Here is an 18,741-nt window from a genome sequence, read left to right as displayed (position 1 = left end):
CAGCTATCTGCACCTCTACTTTCCGTCCGCCCCACGGGCGGCCGCGGCACTCTTCTTGGCGGATTGAGCTTGCTGAAGGGCTGCGGCCAGGACTGCTGGCGCCTCCGCTGGCTCGCCTTCATCAACCCATCCTGCGTCATCCTCGCCTGATCCCGCCGACGTCCGCGCCTTCATGCTCCTCGCGAGGATGGCGCGGACCCTATCGATGGCCGTGTAGCGTTATATACAATCAAGTATATCGGTGCGTGGTATTTGCTCCATTCGCCCCCTCAAAGCGGCCCATGCCGTCCCCGTTGGTTTACCTCGGCCTTTTTAGAACAAGCCTTTAGCGATTCTTGGTCTGTAGTTCTCAAGTTAGGCATCAAATATGCTTAATCATATGTGGCTTGTGAGTGTGCAGCCGATATGATCTCGCCCATCGTTATATTCGATAGAATATAACGTGCGCTCGTACCAGGCCGTGTCACGTACGCTGGCTGATGAGATCGCGCTCTAGCCATCCTAGGTATCACGACACCCCTTTCGACCAGAGGGGTGCGTCATGGGCTATTGCTCACTCAAAACGACGATCTGGATCACGACATGAATGTGCCCTACCTGCTCCAACTCGCCAATCAGTCGGGCGGAGTCCTCTACCTGATGCTGGGCCTGCTGACGCTGGCGCTAACGGTCATCGCCGAGCGCTCCTGGGTGCTGCGCAGCGTGACGCGCCATGGCGAGGCGCTCGCGCGAGCCTTGGCATCCCTGGCGGCGCACGATCGCGATGGGCTTGCTTGGATCCGCGAGACCCAGGCCCGGCACCTGCATGGCGCCTTGCTGGAGACCGCGCTGGACGCAGCTTCCGACGCGGAGCAAGGGCTGGCCAGCCGGCTCGACGAGGTGATCCTGCGCCATGTCCCGCTGCTGGACCGGCGGCTCTGGGTGCTGGATACCACGGTAACCCTGGCCCCACTGCTCGGGCTGCTCGGAACCATCATCGGCATGTTCCACGCCTTCCAGGTGCTCGCCGAGCCGGGCGCCGCGCCCAATGCCGTGACCGGCGGCGTGGCCGAGGCTCTGGTCGCGACCGCCGCCGGGCTGCTGATCGCGGTCATCGGCTTGGTCTTCTTCAACGGACTCAACGAGCGGGTGCGTCTCGCGGTGCACCAGCTCGACACCCTCAAAGTGATGCTGCTCAACCGCTTCGGCCAGCCGGAGGCGACGCAACTGGGGCAGGCCAGGGGCGTGGGGGTGGAATGATGCGCTATCTGCAACGGCGTAAGGCACGCATCGAGATCGTGCCCATGATCGACATCATGTTCTTTCTACTGGTGTTCTTCATCATGGTCACGCTCAACATGATCCCGGCCACGGGTATCGGCAGCCGCTTGCCGTCGAGCAGCAGCGCCGAGCGGCTGGAGTCGTCCCAGATCGTCATCGGCCTGGATGCCGCCGGGATGATTGGCGTCGACCAGCAGATCCTGACCCTGGAGCAGCTCGGCGCGCTCTTGCGCGAGCGCGGCACCGAGACCTCCGTGATCATCGCCGGCGCAGAGGCGGCCGCACTCAGTGACCTGGTCGCGGTGATGGATGCCTGCCGCTTGGCCGGCATCACGCGGATCGGGATCGCGACCCGGGAGCCCGGCGCATGACACGCACCGAGGCGCCCCTGCCGAGCCTGCCGCTGTGGGGAGCCGCGCTCATCGCGCTGAGCGCCGAGGCGGCGCTGCTCGCCGGTCTCTCCCGGTGGCCGCAGCCGCGCGCGCTGGAGCCGCTCGCGGCCCCGATCGAAGTGAGTTTGGTGTCCGCTCCCGCGTTGGCCGATTCCGCCGCGCTCAGCACGTCGGGCGACCCGTCGGATGTCGCGGCGTCCGAGCCGGAGATCGAGCCGGAGCCGCCAGCCCCCGAGCCGGAGCCAGTCGCGCCCGTGCCGCCAATGCCGATCCCCGTGCGTGCGCCCGACCCGGTGCCGGCGCCGGTCGCCGTCGAGCCACTCAAGTCCAAACCCAAGCCAGTGTCCTCGCCGAGACCACAGGCCAAGCCAAAACCGAAGCCGAAGCCGACGCCCAAGCCCAAGCCCAAGCCGAAGACGCAGCCCAAACCCGTGCCGAAGACGCCGTCCAAGCCCGCGCATCGCACGGGCGACCAGGGTTCGCGAGCGACTGCCTCGGCTGCGGGCATAGGTACAGGCACGGGCAGTCAGAACAGGTTCGCGGGGAAGGGCGCGGCCAGCAGCGGGAGCAGCTCACCCGCGGCCTACCTCAGCAACCCCAGTCCCAGTTACCCGGATGCGGCGCGCCGTCAGCGTCAGGAGGGCACTGTGCATCTGCGCGTGCTGGTGAGCACCACGGGCCGGGCCAGCGAGGTCCGGATCGCCCGCTCCTCGGGCGTCTCCAGTCTGGACCAGGCCGCCGTTCGCGCGGTGCGGCGCTCGCGCTTCAAGCCCGCGCGCCAGAACGGACAGCCGATCAGCGCCTGGGTGCAGATGCCGATCCGCTTCAAGTTGAATCAGTCGTCAGATGGGTAGAGCGCGGCAAGACCCATCAAGCCTCTAAACACGAGTTCTTGTCTCAAAAAAGGAAGTCTCTCCATGCAGAACCATCCCCGAGCCTCACTCCGCACCCGTCGCACTCGGCTCGCCACCGCCCTCATGCTCGTCGGCCTCTCGGTCCAAGCTGCCGAGCTCACCGACATGACCGGCCGCACTGTCCAGGTGCCCGATCAGATCGACCGGGTCTTCGCCGCCGCCCCCCCGGTGGTGCCGCTGATCTATGCCATTGCCCCCGACAAGCTCGTCAGCCTCAACTTCCCCTTCAAGCCCGAGGACGCGGTCTACGTCTCCCCGGCGGTCAAGGATCTGCTGATCGTCGGACGCTACACCGGCGAGGGTCCGCCGCCCAACCCGGAGCTGCTGGCCAAGACCCATCCCCAGCTCAGCATCGCCTGGGACATGCCCTTCATCGACGCCGAGCGGGTCGAGGAGACCTTCCAGGTTCTTGGCACGCCCGGGCTCTTCGTCCACCTCGCGCACCTTGCCGACTATCCCGCCGCGCTTGAGCTGGTTGGCCGGGCGCTCGGCGAGGAGGGTAGGGCGGCCGAGCTGGCCGGCGCGATCCGCACCGCCATGGCCCGCGTGGAGCAGGCCGTCGGAGCGGTGCCCGAGGGCGAGCGCAAGCGCGTCTATCTTGCGCAAGGGCCAGAGGGGTTGCTGACCGAGTGCGCGGACTCCTTCCACGCCGAGGTCATCGCCCTGGCGGGCGGGATGAACGTCATGGACTGCGAGACCAAGGCCATGTGCGGGCGCGATCCGATGACGTTGGAACAGATCAAGGGACTCGACCCGGACGTGATCCTCACCGACCACCCCAAATTCTTCGCGACCGTCAAGACAGACACGGCCTGGGGCGAGCTGCGCGCGGTGCGCGAGGGGCAGGTCTATCTGGCGCCGAGCACCCCCTTCAATTGGCTCGGGCGTCCGCCGTCCTTTATGCGTGCGCTGGCGATGCAGTGGCTCGCCAACCGGCTCTATCCGGAGCGCTTCCCCTGGGATGCACAGCAGGAAGTGCGCGCCTTCTACGCCCTCTTCCTGGGTGTGAAGCCGGACGTCGTCGACGTCCAGGCGATTCTCGGCGCAGGCTGATCGCCTTTCGCCCACCGTTATATGCAGTATGAGATAACGAAAATGAGCCGAAACAAGAATCCGGGACGCCTGCGCCTCTGCCTGCCGATCCTCCTGTCGGCGCCGACCGTCGGCGCCCTGGCCGAAACGGCCCCCGAGCTGCCGATGGTGACGGTCACCGCCGATGAGTCGGCCCTGCCCGACCTTGGCGCGACCGCGACCCTCACGCACCTCGATGCCCAAGCCCTGCGCGAGGCCGCCGGGCCAGCGGCGAGTTCGCCCTTCAAAGCCGTCGCGGACGCGCCCTCGGTCAACTTCCAGAGCGCCGATCCCTATGGTCTGACCGAGGTCGGCTTCCACGAGACCATCAAGATCCGCGGCGTCGGCCAGTCTGGCCCCGCCTCTTCGCGCAACATCGACGACCTGCCCATCACCGTCAATCCGGGCGGTAGCAAGGGCATCCTGGACATGGAGAACGTCTCCGCGATCGATCTCTATCGCGGCGCGGCGCCGGTCGAGAAATCGCTCGGCTTCAGCAACCTGCCGGGCAAGATCGACCTCATGACGCGGGCACCGGAGTCGACACTGGCGACCGAGGCCCATGTCGAGGGCGGCAGCGACGACTTCAGACGCGTCTTCCTGCGCCAGGACACGGGACGTCAGGGGATCTTTTCCGGGTTCATCTCCGGGAGCGACAGCGCGGCTGACAAGTGGAAGGGCGAGGGCGATTTCGAGCGCCAGAACCTCTTCGCCGGCCTGGCCCTGGATGGCGGCGACGCCTGGGGCGCCGAGCTCTACGCCGGCTACAACCAGGACGAGCGCGACAACTACCGCTTCTTCAGCTACGCGCTCGCGAGCGACTTCTCCAACTACGGGCGCGACTGGTCCAGCGACCCGACCACGATCGACTACTACGGCTACAACCGCCAGTCCTTCATCGACCGTTTCGTCTACGCCAATCTGCACGCGCGACTGGCGCAGGGGGTCGAACTCTCGATTAAGCCCTACTACCTGACCGAGTCGGGCGATTACTGGTTCAGCTCGATCAACGCCAAGGACGCGACCAAGAGCCGCGTCATCGACTGGATGATCGATCACGACAACCTCGGGGTGCTGACAAAGCTGGATTGGCAGCTCACGCCCGGTCAGCGCCTCACGCCCGGTCTCTGGGTCCAGAGCCAGGAGCCACCCGGTCCGCCGTCCACCCAGAAGAAATACAAGGTGACGTCCTCCGGGCTGGTCTTCGACGGCTGGCAGATACTGGCGGACAACGATTCGCACGCGCTGATCTCGCCCTTCCTGAGCTATCTCGGGGAATTCGACCGCCTGAGCGTCGAGGCGGGCTTGCGCTTCGTGGACCTGCGTCTGGGCGCCATGACGGCCTACAACGCGACCGGCACCGCCGCCACGCTGACGGATGCCGACACGGCACGGGCGGTCGGCGGCGTCGATGCCATGGCCTCGGTGGACGCCAAGACCTTCAACGAGTGGCTGCCCTACCTGGGGCTGACCTGGCGTCTGGACGAAGCTAGCAGCGTCTTCACGCGCCTGGGGCGCAGCTACGGCCTGGATGTCAATCTCTTCCCCTATTACTACGCCCAGAAGTCGCTGTTCGCGAGCAAGGGCGTCAGTCTCCAGTCGCTCTGGGATCGGCTGGAGCTGGAGACCGCCAACAACATCGACCTCGGGCTGATCCATGCGCGTGACGACTGGTCGCTCGGCCTGACCGGCTTCTATGCCCGACACGCCAACAAGCAGTCCACCATCTACGACCCAAGCATCGGCGTCCGCTACCCATGGAACGTCGCCGATGCCGAGCGCTATGGCATCGAGCTGGAGGGGACTTGGCGCATCACCTCGGCCTGGACGCTGACCGGCAACTACAGCTGGAACCGCTTCAACTACCTGGAGAATCTGGCGCTCTCCTCGACCGCCACCATCGCCACCGAGGGTAAGCAGGTGGTGGACACCCCAGAGCAGATGCTCAAGCTGGGTCTGCACTACGCGCAGCCGGCCTGGGGGGCAGGCGTGGATGCGCGCTACATCGGCGAGCGCTACGGTGATGTGCTCAACGAGGAATGGGTGGATGCGGTCACCCTGGTCGACGCCTCGGCCCACTACAAGCTGACCAAGGCCCTGACCCTGTCGCTTCAAGTGCTGAACCTCTTCGACGCGGAGTACATCGGGCCGGTCAGCGCCGCCGACGATGCCATCGCCAACTACACCGCCGCGCTCAACGGCGTGACCGGCAACGGCTCCAGCTATCAGTACGGGGCGCCTCGCTCGCTCTATCTTGGCCTCGCGGCAAGGTTCTGACCATGAAGCCACGACCTGTCTTGAGGCTGCTGCCTCTGGCCCTGTGGCTCTCCGGATGGGCCGGGGTCGCGCTGGGGGAGCAGGCGCCGGCCCCCACCGGCGAGGTCCGCGTCGCCGTGGTCGGCGGCCTGACTCTCTGCGGTGTCTGGCCCCAGCTGGCCCGGCGCGCCGAGGCCGCCACCGGGCTGCACATCGACACCGTCGCCAATGCCCCCAAGCAGCAGGTTCTGCCGCGCTTCGAACACGGCGAGGCAGACCTGCTGCTGATCCACGGCAGCGACGAGACCTTCGACCTGCTGGCCCGCGGCCTGGTGGCGCCGCCGCGCGCCTGGGCACAGAACCAGCACATCATCGCCGGTCCGCCGGACGATCCCGCCGGCGTGCGCCAGGCCAGCGACGGCGCCGACGCCCTGCGCCGCATCGCGGCGGCCGACGCGCCACTGATGGGCTTTCGCGACCCCGGCAGCTTCGCCATCGTCCAACGCCTGTGGCGAGCGAGCGGCGTTCGTCCCGGCGCCAGACAACAGCTCCCGGACAACGCCTGGCCGCCCCAGCGCGTGCTGGAGGCCGCGGCCCGGCAGCGGGCCTATGTGGTCGTTGGCCACATCCCGCTCGTCTTCGGGCGCATGCCCAATCCGGGCTACCAGGTTCTGCTCGCGGACGACCCGGCGATGCGCCGCACCTACGTGGCGCTCGAGCCCGGGCCGGCTCATCCGGCGGATGCCGTACGCCGGGCGGCGGCCCATCGGCTTGCCGACTACCTGGTGAGCCCGGACGGGCAGGCCGGGCTCGTCGCCGCCAATCAGGCGGCCGCGACACCCCAGCGGCCAGGCCCCTGGATCTTCCCGTTGCCACAGCCCGCGCCTGATCCAGACTAAGTGTCTGGTCGCGTCGCAACGAGCCGTCTTCCCCTGTTCAAGGAACCTTTCATCACCATGTCTCGCGATCCCTCTCTGCTCATGCTCCTCTGCCCGGCGCTAGCCCTGGTTCCCGGGGCGGTTGCGGCCGACACCAAGCTGCCCGCCGTCGAGGTCACGGCCGCTCCGACGCCCTCGGTCGCGCCGCTGGCGGGCCAGGACTACTCCGCCTCGCGCGTCGACCGCGACGGGATCGCCACGCTCGGCGGTCCGGCCCAGGTCAATCCCTATCGCGCCCTGGACCTCATGCCCTCGGTCAACCTTTCCGGGCTGGATGCCTACGGCTTGAGCACCGACCAGAACTTCATGCGGGTGCGCGGCATCTCGGCCTACAGCTACAGCAACCTGGCCGTGACGGTGAACGGCACGCCCTCGTCCGTCAGCGCCGGTCGCGGCGGGGTGGGCAATCTCTTCGACCTGGAGAACCTGGAGGGCGTGACCCTCTGGCGCGGTCCGCAACCGGCCAACGTCGGCTTCGGCATGGGTAACCTGGCCGGCAGTCTGGATCTGAGCATTCTGGCGCCAAGGGCGGAGCCCGGTGTGCGCACCCGGGTCGCCGTGGGCGGCGATGATTTCCACAAGGTCTTCGCCCGTCTGGACACGGGTACTTTCAACGGCGGGTCGCGTCTCTTCCTCTCTGGTTCCTCGGCCGAGAGCGACCAGTGGCGCGGGCCGGGCGATCAGTCGCGCGACACCCTCAATGCCGGCGTCACTCAAGAGCTCGGCGAGCGCGGGGGACTGGAACTCTATGCCGCGCACAACCGCTTCCACCGTGACGAGTACCGGCCGCTGACCTATGACCAGAGCCAGGACCTCGATACCTATCGCGACCTGGGATACAACGCCGAGCTGACCGGCGTCGCGACCCAAGACAGCGACTACTACGCCTACAACACCCAGCACTTCGAGGAGGACAACCTGCTCGCCCGCCTGCACTGGGACCTGAGCGAGACCCTGCAACTGCGCGTCAACCCCTACTGGCTCTCGAGCGAGGGCCAACGCCGCGTCGGTAAGACCGGTACCGTCACCGTCGTCGACATCGACCAGGAGCAGTACGGCGCCACCGCCGAGCTAGTCGCCGAGGTCGCGGCCGATCAGACCCTGACGCTCGGCTACTGGAGCCACCGCGTCACCAGCATGCCGCCGCCCATGAGCCAGAAGATCTACAACCTCGATCAGAAGGGCCAGCTGGTCTTCTCCAAATGGGGCATCCTCGCCGACATGGGCGCGCGCGCCTACGAGAGCCCCTACCTCCAGCTCCAGGGCGAGCAGGGTCGTTGGCGCTACAGCCTGGGTCTGCGCTACCTGAGCTTCCGCATCCCCGGCATCACCAGCTATGACGGGACGGGACTCCCGGACGTGAGCCATGACGCCGCCCTGGACCTGAATCCGGCTGTCAAGACCAGTCTCAGCACGGAGGCGACCACACTCGAGGAGTGGCTGCCGACGCTGAGCACCCGCTTCGTGCTGACCTCATCGCTCGATCTCAAGGCCGCCTATGGCCGCACCGTCGGCAACCCCTGGATGGGGCCGCTCTACAGCGTCTACATGAGCAATCAGAAGGCGTTTCAGAAGGCCGGGATCGCCTTGCAGACGCTCTGGGACGATCTGGCGCTCGAAACATCGGATACCGCCGAGCTGGGGCTCCAGTGGCGCCAGGGCGGTTTGACGCTGACGCCGACCCTCTTCTACAGCCGGCTGCGGGACAAGCAGGTCACGGCCTACGACCCGGCGGTCGGCGTCTCCTACCTGCAGAGCGGCGTCGAGGCCACCGCCTACGGCGCCGAGCTGGAGGCGAGCTGGGGCATCGATGCCCACTGGACCCTGCTCGGCAGCCTCTCATGGAACATCAATCGGCTGGATGACGACATCCGCGCCGCCAGCGCCAGCGTGCTGGAGACCGAGGGCAATCAGGTTCCCGATGCCCCCGAGTGGCTCGCCAAGCTCGGCGCCGAGTACCGCGCCGGCAACTGGAGTCTGACCCCGATCGCCCGCTATGTCGGCCGCCGCTACGGCGATGCCGCCAACCAGGAGTCGGTCGACGCCTATGCCACCGTCGATCTCAATGCCGCCTACCGCATCGGGCAGGTCGGCGCGCTCCAGTCACTGGAGGTCGGACTCTCGCTGATCAACCTCTTCGATGCCGACTACATCGGCACCATCGACGTCGGCCAGGACGATGCGCGTCCCGGCAGCATCGACTACTACTCCGGCGCGCCACGCACCCTGGCGCTGTCGTTGTCCGCCAACTTCTGACGGTCCCGGGCGCTCGAGCGGCCATCGCCGTCCGAGGGGATCGGCGCGGCCGGTGCGATGACGATCCGACAGCGAAGCTCAGGCAAGCGCGGGCTCAGTCGAGCCCGCGCGATAGCTTGGACACGCTGCAGTGAGTCGGCGCGCCTGCGCTCGCATGAATCGGGTCAGCGGATGATGCCTTTGGCGCCTGCGTTTCTTAGCCACGCGGGGAACTCTTGCAGCATCCGGTCATAGAGCTGCTCCTCGGTCAGGCTGTGGAGATCGTCGATGGCGAAGAATCCGCAGTTGTCGACGATCCGTCCCGCCATGGTGTCGAGACGCTCCAAGATGCCGTAGTTGCGTCCGCCGAGGCCCATGAACTGCCAGAAGATCGGGTGGTGAGCGGCCTCGGTCATCAGCGCCTTGATCTCGCGATTCTGATGGACGCCGCCGTCGCTCACGAACAGCACATAGGCTGGTGGCGCCTTCGGTTCGCGCCGATAGGCATCGATGACGGCGCGCATGACCGCGGGCTCGTCGTTCGCGCCGCCATACCAGCGTTTCCAACCGCCATTGGCGGTGTCCACATAGCCCTGGATGTTGCGCGTCGTGGCCGGCGGAAGGGGTTTTGCCACGCGATCGAAGGCCCAGACATCGAGTTGGCCATCGTTGTCGAAGTGCAGGGCCAACGGCAGCACGCGATCCAGCAGCTCCTGAACGCGTCCGCTCTTGTACTGCCGACGCATCGAGCCACTGGCATCCAGAACCAGGCCAACGCGCGCCACCGTCGTTTGAAGCCCCTGCTTTTCCAGGCTCACGGCGGCCTTCTTGGCCAAGCTGAGCAGGTGCGGGGCTTCCCGCGCGATGCGCTTCTCCAGCGACACAGCCGCTGGCGGCGCGGCGACCTCATTCGCCACCTCGCCGCCGAAATGGCGCACGAGCGCATCGAGCCCGCCATTGAACCCCTGGCCGCTGATGGCGAGTCGCCAGATCCCCGCTTTGCGATAGAGCTCGATCAGCATCAGGGCGCGCTCTTGGTCGAAATCGCTGCCCTGAAACGCGAATGTGGCGACTTCGCCCTCATCTTGGCGCAGCGCCACGCGGCCGTTCGTCAACTGACGCATGCTGCCCTGACCATCGATCGCGGCGACGAAGACCAGGCGTTCAATCGTGCGTGGTAGGCGATCGAGTGCCAGATCGAACGCGCTGACTGAGTCCGTCGAGCTGGACAGGCGAAGGCCGCGACAGGGTGACTCAGGCTGATTGAAGAACACCATGTAGCGCTCATCCGCGAGCCTGCCATTGGCATCCAGCCCGAAACAGGAGGGATCCGCCCTGAGGCCACGAAGCTCGATCCTGACATGAAACCTGGTTCCAGGACCAAGATCCGAGAGCGGCAAACGCTGACCGCGGTTAAGGTGCATGGGCGATCTCCAAGAAGCGAAACTCAAGCCTGACGTGAATTGTCCAGCCAATATGGGGCGCTCAAAGGCGCGGATTCCAGCTCTGGCCTGGATTGCCGGCCACTCGGCCGGACGCAGACCCCGATTCGCCCTCAAGCCGCTCCGCCAAAGACTGGAGCCAGCTCAGTGACCCGGTCAGTGCCATTCTGCTTGTGGGTCACGGGGTTTGATCGCGCCGACCGGATGACCATCTAACGGCCATGGCGTCTCCGACCTGGAAGTCTCTCGTGCCGACCCTCTCCATCATCATCCCGACTCGCCGCTTCGATCCTGGCGTGCGTGAATGCGCCACGCGGGCGGCGGCCTGTTTGCCGGATGCCGAGATCATCTGTGTCGAACCGGACGATCTGCCCCCCGCTGGGTCGCCGGCCGATCTGCCGGCGCGCGTTCGGCTGCTGCGGGCCACGCGTGGGCGCGGGACCCAGTGCAACCGCGGCGCCCAGGCCGCGGCGGGCGATCTGCTGATGTTCCTGCATGACGACACCGAGCTGCCGGCGGATGCGGCGTCGCTCATCCAGTCTGCCTTCAGCGATCCTCGCACCGATCTGGCCTGTTTTCGGCTGCGCTTCGACCAGCGCCACTGGCTGCTTGGGGTCTACTCCTGGTGCTCGCGGTTCGAGTCGCTGCTGACGACCTTCGGCGATCAGGCGATGACCATCCGGCGTGACCGTTTCGCTGCCATCGGGGGATTCCCCGACTGGCCGCTGTTCGAGGACGTCGAACTGGCACGGCGGGTGCGCCGGGTCGGACGCATCACGAAGCTGCGTGGCGCGGTGACTACCTCTGCCAGCCGTTTTCTCGCCAATGGCATGCTGCGTCAGCAGCTTGCCAACGGTCTCCTGATGGCGCGGTTTCTGCTCGGCGCCGCGCCCGAACGACTCGCGGCCCGCTACGAACGCCAAGCCGGCGCGCGGCGTTCGGAGGATCCTCGACCGGCTGAGACGCGACCGGGCGAGCGTCCGCTGCGTGAGCGACAATCCGACCCGGTCGCGCCGGGCGGTGACACATGAGCAGCGACCTCTGGGTGGGTCTTGGCGTACTGGTGACGCTCTTCGCGCTCGAGGGCTTCCTGCCCTTCTATCTCGGGCGCGAGCGGCGGCTCGTCCATGCCTCCAGGAATCTGGGTCTGGCGATCGCGAGCGGCGCGCTGGGTGTCCTGCTTGCGCCGCTGCTGCTCGCCACCTTTCGCTTCGGCGACGAAGCGGGCTGGGGTCTCTGCCATCTGCTCGGGCTCGGGAGCCTCGACGGCGCGCTCCTGAGCATCCTGCTCTTCGACCTCTGGATGTACGCCTGGCACCGCGCCAACCACGAGATCCCCGTTCTCTGGCGCTTCCATCGCGTCCATCACACGGATACCGCCATGGACTGCACGACGGCGCTACGCTTTCATCCGGGCGAGATCCTGCTCTCGACCCTCGCGAACCTGCCGGTGCTGCTCGCCATCGGCATGCAGTTCGATGACTTCGTCCTCTACAAGACCCTGATGATCGCGGTGATCCTCTTCCATCACAGCAATCTGGCCGTTCCGGAGCGGATCGATCAGGGGCTGCGACGCCTCATCGTCCCGCCGTCCATGCACCGCGTGCACCATTCGGTGATCCGCGCCGAGACGGATTCCAACTACGGGACGATCTTCTCGTTCTGGGACCGGCTCTTCGGATCCTTCCGCCTGCGCGCGGACACCCGCTCGATCCGCTTCGGCACCGGCAGTTTCGTGACCGAGCGGTGGCAGGGGCCGCTGCGCTTGATGGCCATCCCATTCGTTCGCGAGCCGTCAGATGGATAGCGCGCGGCGAAACCCGATGTCCAACGCCTGGGGCTTGCGCCGATGACCGAACGACCGACATGGCTCTTCGTCTACAACGCCGACACCGGCCTCTTCAACGGTCTGGCCGATGCGGCGCACAAGATCCTCTCGCCCGAGACCTATGCGTGTGCGCTCTGCAAGGTGACCTATGGTTGGTTTGGCGAGCGGGGCGTCTGGCGCGACTTTCTCGCCAGTCTGAACGCCGACTGCCGGTTTCTGCACCGGGACGAATTCCAGGCCCGATTCCCGGAGGCGCGGATTGCGCTGCCCGCGGTGCTGCGTCTGGTCGATGACCGGCCTGTCGTCTGTCTCGATGCGGAGCGTTTGAGCCAGTGCGCGGACCTGGACGAACTCATGCGGCTGGTCGGTGATCTGGATGCGGCCGAGCCCGGCGGCGCGTGACGGTCAAGGACCCGGCGCCGGATGCGGGGCGGGGTCTGGTCGACGCCCAGGCCCGCGGCCCTCTTTGACTTCTCACAGCGAAACGGACGATCCCAATCATGCACCCCACACTCCCGCGTTTACGCGACAGTGATTTTCCCGCGATCCGGCGCGGTCGCTTGACGACGCTCCAGGCCAATTTGGGTTACCGCTGCAATCTGTCCTGCCAGCATTGTCACGTGGCGGCGGGGCCGAACCGGACCGAGCAGATGGAGCGCGCGACCATCGAAACCCTCATCGAGTGTCTGGCGAGCGGCGGGATCACGACCCTGGATCTGACCGGCGGGGCGCCCGAGCTCCACCCGGATTTCCGCCACCTCGTGACCGCCGCTCGGGCGTTGCGGGTGCGGGTCATCGACCGCTGCAATCTGACGATCCTGGTCGAACCGGGTCAGGAGGATCTGGCTGAATTCCTGGCCGCTCAAGGCGTCGAGCTCATCGCCTCGCTGCCCTGTTATCTGCGCGAGAATGTCGATGCGCAACGCGGCAAGGGCGTGTTCGATGCGAGTCTCGCCGGGCTCAAGCGTCTGAACGCGCTGGGTTACGGTCGGGGCGACTCTGGCCTGGTGCTGAACCTCATCTACAACCCGCAGGGTCCGGAATTGCCGCCCGAGCAATCGGGTCTGGAGGCGGCCTACCGAGCGCGCCTGGCCGAGACGTTCGGGATCCGCTTCGATCGGCTCTACACCCTGACGAACATGCCGATCCAGCGTTTCGGCAGTACCCTCATCTCGAAGGGTCAGTTCGACGCCTATCTTGCCCTTTTGAAGTCGGCCCACTGCGTGGACAATCTCGATGCGGTCATGTGCCGTGACCTCATCAGCGTGGACTGGCGCGGTCGGGTCTATGATTGCGACTTCAATCAGATGCTCGACCTGCCGCTGCTGACGGACGGTGGTTCTCCGGTTCATCTCCGCGATCTGGATCTGAGCCGTCTGTCCGGTCTGCCGATCCAGGTCGCCGACCATTGCTATGGCTGTACGGCGGGTCAGGGCTCGAGCTGCTCGGGCGCCCTGGCGAGCTGACCGACGTGCCCCGTCACCGGAGCTTGGCTTTGGTCATTCGGCGGCCCATCCGCTCGGCTGTCGCGTGAGCGATGCCCGTCGTCGGGAGGGCGTCAGCGGCAAGGATGTACGAGATCAACAACAGCCGGTCTCGATCGAGGCGATTTCCGAAAAACAACATAGCTGTCGCATTGAGCGCGTAGGATGGCGCCCGCGCGATGAGCTTCGTTCGGAGCGCGAGGGTCGAGGGGCGTGCCCATCATCCCAGCTCAGTGCCTTGCAGGATGGGCACGTCCGTGCAGCGGCGCGGCGAGTCTCAAGCGCCGAGCGCGGACGTTGCCCATGCGACGGCCTGCTGCCTCGACCTCGTCTTCCCGCTGTTCAAGCTCCGCGCCCGCGACTATCTTGATAGTCCCAGCTTAGTCGCGCGACTGAACGTGCCCAACATTGCCTACGAGCCCGATGACCTGTACGAGACTCTGATGACAGAACCCATGACAAGATCCAACGCCCGTCGAGCGGATGCCGATCCGTCGGCGGGAGCGGCATTGGTGGGAGCGGCTCCTCGACGCGACCGGGTGCCGTTCGCGCCGAGGGTGTCGCTCCCACCGATCATTCCGTTTCGCCAATCTCATGAGAAAACGCAACCTCATGATCAAATCCAACCTCATGATCAAACCCAACCTCATGATCAAACCCAACCTCATGATCGAATCCAACTTCGCATACGCTGGGCGGCTGCGCGGTTGTTGTTCTATGGCGGGGTGGGGATAAGTCTGGCGACGATTGTTGCCGGACCACTGCTGGCGCCGGCGATCACCTGGTGGTTTTTCGGTGACTGGCGTTTTTGGCGTCACTGGCGGCGGGGCTTGCGTTTGTACGGGCACGGGTATCACGTGCTCGGCTTGATCCTTCGCGGTCACGGAGCCTTCATGTTCAGCGTCCCGTTGACGAGTCCGCCTTTCAGCGAACCGCCGGACGGCGCCGTGCAACTCAACGTGCATTGGGAACACGGCAATTCGTGCGGCTCCTGTGCGCGTTGCTGTCAACAGAGCGGCGACGTCATTTGTCCTGTCCTTGATGAACAGACGCGGCAGTGCGTCGGCTATAACGCATTTTACTGGCGCTATTTCAATTGCGGTCGGTATCCGAGCCGACAGCGCGAGATCGATTACTATGGTTGTCCCAAGTGGCAAATGACGAAACCTGTGGACGCGACCGGCAAGGCTTTCTCCGTTCGTCGGTTTCGGCGCTCGTCACTGAGAATCCGATAGAAAGCGCTTCGAGAGCAGGCGTAAACCGCTGGAAGCGGGTCATGGACCGAGGTTGCTCACAGCACGTCGGGTGACGACGGACGCGGCTGCCGATAGCGAAACCGCAATCCCGGTCCGTCGCTGCGTGCCTCGAGCGCCAGGTCGCCGCCGAGCCGGGCGGCTGCCTCGCGGGCGATGCTCAGTCCAAGCCCACTCCCATCGCCATGCCCCTGTTGCAGGCGGAAGAATGGTTCCAGAACCCGGGCGCGCTCGGCGGCGGGGATCCCAGGTCCGTCGTCGAGCACGTCGATGATGACGGACCTGGAGTCGGCATCGATCCTCAGCGTAACCTCGCCTCCTTCGCGACCATACTTGAGCGCGTTGTCGAGTCCGTTGCGCAGCACCAGCCGCAAGCTCTCGGCTGAGGTGCGCAGGTGCACCGAGGCGCGCTCCTCCAGGCCCAGATCGATCCCCTTGGCCTCTGCCAGCGGCCAATACTCGCCGATCAGCTCGCGGGCGAGCGCCGCAACCTCGACGTCTTGCGCCGGTTGCGTGCCGCTCTGCAGGCGCGCCAAGCTCAGCAACTGCTCGGTGAGCTTGCGCGCGCGCTCGATCCCCGCCTGCAGGGGGCGCAGTCGCTCCTGCGCGGCCTCCAGCGTCTGGGCCTGGCCGAGGTTCTGGGCCTGCACCGAGAGCGCCGTGAGCGGGCTGCGGATCTCGTGCGCGGCGTCGGCGATGAATCGGCGCTGTTGTTGAATCAGGTCGGCGACCCGTTCGAGCAGACGGTTGATCGCCTGGATGAAGGGGCGGATCTCCTGCGGGACCTGGGCCGTACTCATCGAGCCGGGTCGGTCGGCTGGCTGCGCGTCGAGGTGTCTGGCGAGGTCGGCGATGGGCGCCAGCGCATGCCGCACGATGCGCACGATCAGCCAGCCCATGACCGGCAGCAGGATGAGCAGGGGCACCAGGGTATGCCGGGCACTGTCGAGCGCGATCTCGTCGCCTTCCTCGGTCGGCTGGGCGACGATCAGGCGCTTTCCGGAACCTGCGTCCTCGTGCACGAAGACGCGCAGCGGCTCGGCCCCTGTCTCGAGCCGATGGAAGCCAGGGGCGAGACGCTCGGGCAGCCAAGCCGGACGCGGATCGCCGGGCAACCGGATGAGGCGGATACGCGTCTCGTCATCCGCCAGGTGGGATCCGGCCGAGCCAGACTGATTGGCATGGAGCGCACCTTGGGTGTCCGCAAGCACGGCCACCTGGCGTAACAGATCATCGTGCATCTCGCCCACTTCGTGATAGATCAAGACGAAGACGGCCAATCCGGCCGCCAGGGCCGTCAGCAGGATGGCGCTGCCCAACATCAGGATCAGTCGCAACTGCAATGATCGGTTCATCGCGGACGCTCCACCAGCCACCCGGCGCCACGCACGTTCTTGATGACATCCGCGCCGAGCTTCTTGCGGATGGCATGGATGAGGAAGTCGATGGCGTTGCTCTCGACCTCCTGGCCCCAGCCGTAGAGGTGCGTCTCCAGCTCGGCGCGGCTGAAGATGCGGCCGGGATGCAGCAGCAGCGTCTGCAGCAGCGCGCGCTCACGGGCGCTCAGTGTCGCCGAGATCTCGCCATTGCCAGCCTCGCCGCTCGCCGGATTCAGGCTCACCCGGCCATTGCCGAGCAGCGGCGCCGCCTGCCCGCCCTGGCGGCGGATCACGGCCCGCAGCCGCGCGAGCAGTTCCGTGACGTCGAAGGGTTTGACCAGATAGTCGTCGGCGCCGAGGTCGAGACCCCGCACGCGGTCCTCCACCGCGTCGCGCGCGGTGATGATAACGACCGGGAGGGGATTCCCGTCCTGGCGCAGGCGGCGCAGCACCTCCAGACCGTCACGCTTGGGCAGGCCCAGATCGAGCAGGACGGCCTGGTGATCGCCATCGCGCAGCACGCTGTCCGCCGTGGCGCCGTCCCGCACCCAGTCGACGGCATAGGCGGCGTCCTTGAGGGCGACCGAGACCGCCTCGCCGATCATGGGGTCGTCCTCGACCAATAGAATGCGCATCGCGTGCTCCTTGGTGTCAGCGCCAGATCCTATCCGGCCTGGCTGTCAGTGCGCCTTCTCGGCCGCCCGATGCTGGAACAGCAGGAGACAGGCCCCGATGAAGACGATCAAGGCCACTGATGCCGAGTAGCGGCTTAACGCCAATCCACCGTCGGCCAAGGGTTTATCGAGCAGGTCTCCCAGCACCGCGCCCAGGGGGCGGGTGAGAATGAAGGCGAGCCAAAACAGTAAGGTTCTGGAGATCTGGGTCCTGTAGTAGGCAAGCACCAGCAGCGCCAGCATGGCACCGAAGACCAGCGCGCCGCCGTCATAGCCGAGACCCGCGGTATCCGCCGTCCAATCGCCCAGCGCGGTGCCGAGCGTCTGCGAGAACATGATGGTCATCCAGTAGAACAGCTCTGCCTTGGGCGTGCTGATCGAGTCGACCGCCAGGGTTCCGAGCGTCCGATACCAGAGTGCCAGCGAGGCGATCAGCAGCAGCAGGAGCAGCGCGCTGCCTCCCGCATAGCCGATGCCCAGCGAGCGGTCGGCGAAGTCGGCCAGGGTGGTGCCGACCGTGGTCGTGGCGATGATGGTCGTCCAATAGAGCCAAGGGTGGAAGCCCTTGGCCTTGATCTGCGCGGCGACGGCGACCAGGAAGACGCCGGCGAAGATGAGGGTCCCCCAGAGGTAGCCGAGATTCATGGACATGGAGACGGCGTCGCCGCCGGTCTCGCCGAGCGTGGTGGCGGCGATCTTGATGGCCCAGAAGAGCAAGGTGACCTCGGGGACTTTGCTCAGGGCGGTTTCATGGTGGCTCTTCATGATGTGGGAATCCCGTGCGCCTTGGCAGGCGTCGCATGGCGGAATGGATCGTGCTGGATGGCTCGGGCGCCTGGGGCGCTTGCTCGGCCCCAGGCGCTTGCGCTCGAAGCTCAGTCGTCCGCCTTTTCGCCAGCCTCGCGATCCGCCTCATCCGCCTTGTCGCTCACGGCGCGGAGCACCTGCCCGCTCGCGGGGTCGACCTCGACATCCATGACCTCGGTTCCCTTGACGACCTCGACTTCGAAGATCCAGCGGCCATCCTCGTGCTCGTACTCGGCGCTGGCGGCCTTCCCGCCGACATGCTGCTCGGCGGCGCTGATGGCCTGCGTGAGACTGATCCCGGCATCCTTGATTCCAAGCGCGTCGTTCTGGTCGCTGCCGGCCGCGTAGGCGCCGCCGAAGCCGGCCAGGCACAGGGTGGTCAGGGCTGCGGTGTAAGAGAGCTTGCTGTTCATGGTCATCACTCCTGGTTTGAATCACGCGGATCGTCGCGTGAGAGTGACGATAGCCGGCCAGAATTAGCTGAGACTTAGCAGTTCGGTCTTTTCGAGCTCACGTTTCGGAGTTCAAAATCGGCCCTAAAAAGGATCCAATAGGTTGTTCTGGGCTCTCCACTTAACCGGAGTTCCTCCACGGACGGTTTGCGGGAGGGAGGTCGAGGCTTGGCGGGTGGCCATTTGCCCTCGGCGGGGTGGGGAGTACTGTTCGGGGTCGCTGGGTCAGTGCGAGTTCCTTGTAGCGCACAGGCTCGTTCGCAATCGCGAGTTCGAGTACCCGGTAGAACACCATCCCACGGCTGCGGGACCGCCGGCGGTTGAAGCGGAACACGAACTCGTTCAGGTAGCTGGCA

The 18,741-nt window shown here is 66.1% G+C and carries 17 protein-coding genes and 1 pseudogene; 12 read left to right on the top strand and 6 right to left on the bottom strand.

The window, feature by feature from the left end:
• The first annotated feature begins 582 nt into the window (after positions 1-582).
• From CKO23_RS20495 to CKO23_RS20465, 7 genes are all read left to right on the top strand, one after another.
• A complete protein-coding gene (locus tag CKO23_RS20495; RefSeq protein WP_200334277.1) occupies positions 583-1,239 on the top strand; it encodes a MotA/TolQ/ExbB proton channel family protein in 657 nt (218 codons plus the stop codon).
• Positions 1,236-1,631 carry an ExbD/TolR family protein gene (locus CKO23_RS20490; RefSeq protein ID WP_242482605.1) on the top strand — a complete coding sequence of 132 codons (396 nt, stop codon included), beginning with the start codon at positions 1,236-1,238 and terminating at the stop codon, positions 1,629-1,631. Before CKO23_RS20495 ends, CKO23_RS20490 begins: the two co-directional genes overlap by 4 nt.
• Positions 1,628-2,506, top strand: a complete 879-nt coding sequence (locus tag CKO23_RS20485; protein ID WP_200334275.1) for an energy transducer TonB — start codon at positions 1,628-1,630, stop codon at positions 2,504-2,506. Before CKO23_RS20490 ends, CKO23_RS20485 begins: the two co-directional genes overlap by 4 nt.
• A gap of 63 nt (positions 2,507-2,569) precedes the next feature.
• Positions 2,570-3,619, top strand: coding sequence for an ABC transporter substrate-binding protein (locus tag CKO23_RS20480; RefSeq protein WP_200334273.1), 1,050 nt, complete (start codon positions 2,570-2,572; stop codon positions 3,617-3,619).
• A 42-nt stretch (positions 3,620-3,661) separates the two neighbouring features.
• Complete coding sequence (locus tag CKO23_RS20475; RefSeq protein ID WP_200334263.1) at positions 3,662-5,914, top strand: TonB-dependent receptor; 2,253 nt, start codon at positions 3,662-3,664, stop codon at positions 5,912-5,914.
• Positions 5,915-5,916: 2 nt separating this feature from the next.
• On the top strand, positions 5,917-6,792 hold the full coding sequence (locus tag CKO23_RS20470; RefSeq protein WP_200334260.1) for a substrate-binding domain-containing protein: 876 nt from the start codon (positions 5,917-5,919) through the stop codon (positions 6,790-6,792).
• Between the two features lie 57 nt (positions 6,793-6,849).
• A complete protein-coding gene (locus CKO23_RS20465) occupies positions 6,850-9,087 on the top strand; it encodes a TonB-dependent receptor (protein ID WP_200334259.1) in 2,238 nt (745 codons plus the stop codon).
• A gap of 164 nt (positions 9,088-9,251) precedes the next feature.
• Here the strand turns inward: CKO23_RS20465 and CKO23_RS20460 are convergent, their stop codons facing one another.
• Positions 9,252-10,490: a VWA domain-containing protein gene (locus tag CKO23_RS20460; protein ID WP_200334253.1), complete on the bottom strand. Its 1,239-nt coding sequence runs from the start codon at positions 10,488-10,490 to the stop codon at positions 9,252-9,254.
• Between the two features lie 239 nt (positions 10,491-10,729).
• Between CKO23_RS20460 and CKO23_RS20455 the strand changes: the two genes are divergently transcribed.
• From CKO23_RS20455 to CKO23_RS20435, 5 genes are all read left to right on the top strand, one after another.
• The gene (locus CKO23_RS20455; protein ID WP_200334251.1) at positions 10,730-11,539 is read left to right on the top strand and encodes a TIGR04283 family arsenosugar biosynthesis glycosyltransferase; all 810 of its coding nucleotides are present in this window, start codon (positions 10,730-10,732) and stop codon (positions 11,537-11,539) included.
• Positions 11,536-12,315 (top strand): sterol desaturase family protein, encoded by a 780-nt coding sequence (locus CKO23_RS20450; RefSeq protein WP_200334249.1) that lies wholly within the window; start codon positions 11,536-11,538, stop codon positions 12,313-12,315. Before CKO23_RS20455 ends, CKO23_RS20450 begins: the two co-directional genes overlap by 4 nt.
• A 42-nt stretch (positions 12,316-12,357) precedes the next feature.
• On the top strand, positions 12,358-12,738 hold the full coding sequence (locus CKO23_RS20445) for a hypothetical protein (RefSeq protein ID WP_200334248.1): 381 nt from the start codon (positions 12,358-12,360) through the stop codon (positions 12,736-12,738).
• Positions 12,739-12,836: 98 nt separating this feature from the next.
• Positions 12,837-13,802, top strand: a complete 966-nt coding sequence (gene arsS / locus CKO23_RS20440) for an arsenosugar biosynthesis radical SAM (seleno)protein ArsS (RefSeq protein WP_200334246.1) — start codon at positions 12,837-12,839, stop codon at positions 13,800-13,802.
• Positions 13,803-14,077: 275 nt separating this feature from the next.
• A complete protein-coding gene (locus tag CKO23_RS20435; protein ID WP_207168634.1) occupies positions 14,078-15,055 on the top strand; it encodes a hypothetical protein in 978 nt (325 codons plus the stop codon).
• Between the two features lie 56 nt (positions 15,056-15,111).
• Here CKO23_RS20435 and CKO23_RS20430 read toward each other — a convergent pair whose 3' ends face one another.
• The 5 genes and pseudogenes from CKO23_RS20430 to CKO23_RS26960 all read right to left on the bottom strand — a co-directional run.
• A complete protein-coding gene (locus CKO23_RS20430) occupies positions 15,112-16,428 on the bottom strand; it encodes a sensor histidine kinase (RefSeq protein WP_200334240.1) in 1,317 nt (438 codons plus the stop codon).
• Complete coding sequence (locus CKO23_RS20425; RefSeq protein WP_200334238.1) at positions 16,425-17,087, bottom strand: response regulator; 663 nt, start codon at positions 17,085-17,087, stop codon at positions 16,425-16,427. The genes CKO23_RS20430 and CKO23_RS20425 overlap by 4 nt, the downstream gene beginning before the upstream one ends.
• Positions 17,088-17,132: 45 nt before the next feature.
• A complete protein-coding gene (locus CKO23_RS20420) occupies positions 17,133-17,891 on the bottom strand; it encodes a COG4705 family protein (protein ID WP_200334236.1) in 759 nt (252 codons plus the stop codon).
• Between the two features lie 110 nt (positions 17,892-18,001).
• Entirely contained in the window at positions 18,002-18,346 is a 345-nt protein-coding gene (locus tag CKO23_RS20415; protein ID WP_200334234.1) for a PepSY domain-containing protein, read from the bottom strand.
• 271 nt (positions 18,347-18,617) lie between these two features.
• Positions 18,618-18,741, bottom strand: a pseudogene (locus CKO23_RS26960) (IS1595 family transposase); the annotation flags it as partial.

This window comes from Thiocystis violacea (assembly GCF_016583565.1).
In the GTDB taxonomy this organism is placed as follows: Bacteria; Pseudomonadota; Gammaproteobacteria; order Chromatiales; family Chromatiaceae; genus Thiorhodococcus; species Thiorhodococcus violaceus_A.
This window is presented reverse-complemented; position numbering and strand designations above follow the sequence as displayed.

Excerpts from the sequence above, each read along its gene's own strand:
- CKO23_RS20490 (WP_242482605.1), top strand. The coding sequence starts at position 1,236 with ATGATGCGCTATCTGCAACGGCGTAAGGCACGCATCGAGATCGTGCCC.
- CKO23_RS20450 (WP_200334249.1), top strand. The coding sequence starts at position 11,536 with ATGAGCAGCGACCTCTGGGTGGGTCTTGGCGTACTGGTGACGCTCTTC.
- CKO23_RS20420 (WP_200334236.1), bottom strand. The coding sequence starts at position 17,891 with ATGAAGAGCCACCATGAAACCGCCCTGAGCAAAGTCCCCGAGGTCACC.
- CKO23_RS20415 (WP_200334234.1), bottom strand. The coding sequence starts at position 18,346 with ATGAACAGCAAGCTCTCTTACACCGCAGCCCTGACCACCCTGTGCCTG.
- CKO23_RS20445 (WP_200334248.1), top strand. The coding sequence starts at position 12,358 with ATGACCGAACGACCGACATGGCTCTTCGTCTACAACGCCGACACCGGC.
- CKO23_RS20475 (WP_200334263.1), top strand. The coding sequence starts at position 3,662 with ATGAGCCGAAACAAGAATCCGGGACGCCTGCGCCTCTGCCTGCCGATC.
- CKO23_RS20485 (WP_200334275.1), top strand. The coding sequence starts at position 1,628 with ATGACACGCACCGAGGCGCCCCTGCCGAGCCTGCCGCTGTGGGGAGCC.
- CKO23_RS20480 (WP_200334273.1), top strand. The coding sequence starts at position 2,570 with ATGCAGAACCATCCCCGAGCCTCACTCCGCACCCGTCGCACTCGGCTC.
- CKO23_RS20460 (WP_200334253.1), bottom strand. The coding sequence starts at position 10,490 with ATGCACCTTAACCGCGGTCAGCGTTTGCCGCTCTCGGATCTTGGTCCT.
- CKO23_RS20470 (WP_200334260.1), top strand. The coding sequence starts at position 5,917 with ATGAAGCCACGACCTGTCTTGAGGCTGCTGCCTCTGGCCCTGTGGCTC.
- CKO23_RS20455 (WP_200334251.1), top strand. The coding sequence starts at position 10,730 with ATGGCGTCTCCGACCTGGAAGTCTCTCGTGCCGACCCTCTCCATCATC.
- CKO23_RS20430 (WP_200334240.1), bottom strand. The coding sequence starts at position 16,428 with ATGAACCGATCATTGCAGTTGCGACTGATCCTGATGTTGGGCAGCGCC.
- CKO23_RS20425 (WP_200334238.1), bottom strand. The coding sequence starts at position 17,087 with ATGCGCATTCTATTGGTCGAGGACGACCCCATGATCGGCGAGGCGGTC.
- CKO23_RS20465 (WP_200334259.1), top strand. The coding sequence starts at position 6,850 with ATGTCTCGCGATCCCTCTCTGCTCATGCTCCTCTGCCCGGCGCTAGCC.
- CKO23_RS20495 (WP_200334277.1), top strand. The coding sequence starts at position 583 with ATGAATGTGCCCTACCTGCTCCAACTCGCCAATCAGTCGGGCGGAGTC.
- arsS (WP_200334246.1), top strand. The coding sequence starts at position 12,837 with ATGCACCCCACACTCCCGCGTTTACGCGACAGTGATTTTCCCGCGATC.